Origin of the sequence: Candidatus Accumulibacter aalborgensis (genome assembly GCF_900089955.1) — a bacterium.
In the GTDB taxonomy this organism is placed as follows: domain Bacteria; phylum Pseudomonadota; class Gammaproteobacteria; order Burkholderiales; family Rhodocyclaceae; genus Accumulibacter; species Accumulibacter aalborgensis.
On the sequence record NZ_FLQX01000148.1, the window covers coordinates 1 to 885 of the forward strand.

At 66.1% G+C, this 885-nt stretch carries 1 protein-coding gene; it reads left to right on the top strand.

The genetic code is table 11. The annotated features are described in order from the left end of the window. Positions 1-207 precede the first annotated feature (207 nt). A complete protein-coding gene (locus tag ACCAA_RS18680) occupies positions 208-795 on the top strand; it encodes a YbhB/YbcL family Raf kinase inhibitor-like protein (protein WP_186408764.1) in 588 nt (195 codons plus the stop codon). The last annotated feature ends 90 nt before the right edge of the window (positions 796-885 follow it).

Here is an 885-nt window from a genome sequence, read left to right on the forward strand (position 1 = left end):
CATCTTGACTTCAACACCACGACAGCGCCGCCGTTTCCTCCGCGTAGCGGCTTCGTCCAACACGGCGCTCAACCTCGCTTCCTTCCGTCGCTGGACGCTGCGCGAGAAAGCCGCGCAGCGCCGGTTAGCTCTACGTTAGGCCACACAAGATGCAGTTGTGGCCTGCCGGAAGCCATTGAACGGCGAACTTCTTTGAACGAGATCACGATGAATCCATCCCTCACCTTGCGTGGCTTGTTGCTTGCGGCGGTCGCTGTGCTTGCCACGGCATGTGCGACTCCGCCATCGGGCGGCGACCCCGGACACAAGGGCTTCAGCCTGTGGTCGCCAGGCCGCGTGGACAACGCTCCCCTAGAGGCAAAATACGGCGGCAAGAACCCAGCGAACGCCAACTGTCCCGGCGAAAACATCTCGCCCGCGTTGGCCTGGGCACGCGCGCCATCGGCCACGCGCAGCTTCGTGATCCTGATGGACGATCAAGCCGGCCGCGCCGGGCTCGGGGTGAACCACTGGGTCGGCTACGGCATCAGCGCCAATGCGTCCGGCCTGCCCGAGGGCGCGGCCCTCGCGGCGCCAGCCGCCCTCACGGTCGGCAAGAACTCGCTCGGCATGGCGTACCTCGGCCCCTGCCCACCGCGTGGCAACGCGCCGCAGCACTACGTCTTCACACTGATCGCCACCTCGCTCGAAGCCGAGGCGCTGCCGCCCGGGCTCGACAAGGCCGCCGTGCTCGATGCGCTCAAGGGCGGTAAGGCACTCGGTGCCGCCAGCCTCGTGCTGCGCTTCAATCACTGAACTTCTGGCGGTGGCCGCTGCCCGGCACGGAGCTGACGTCACGGTGGCCCGCAAGAGAATTCATACCCGTAGCGTAAACAGAGCGTAAAC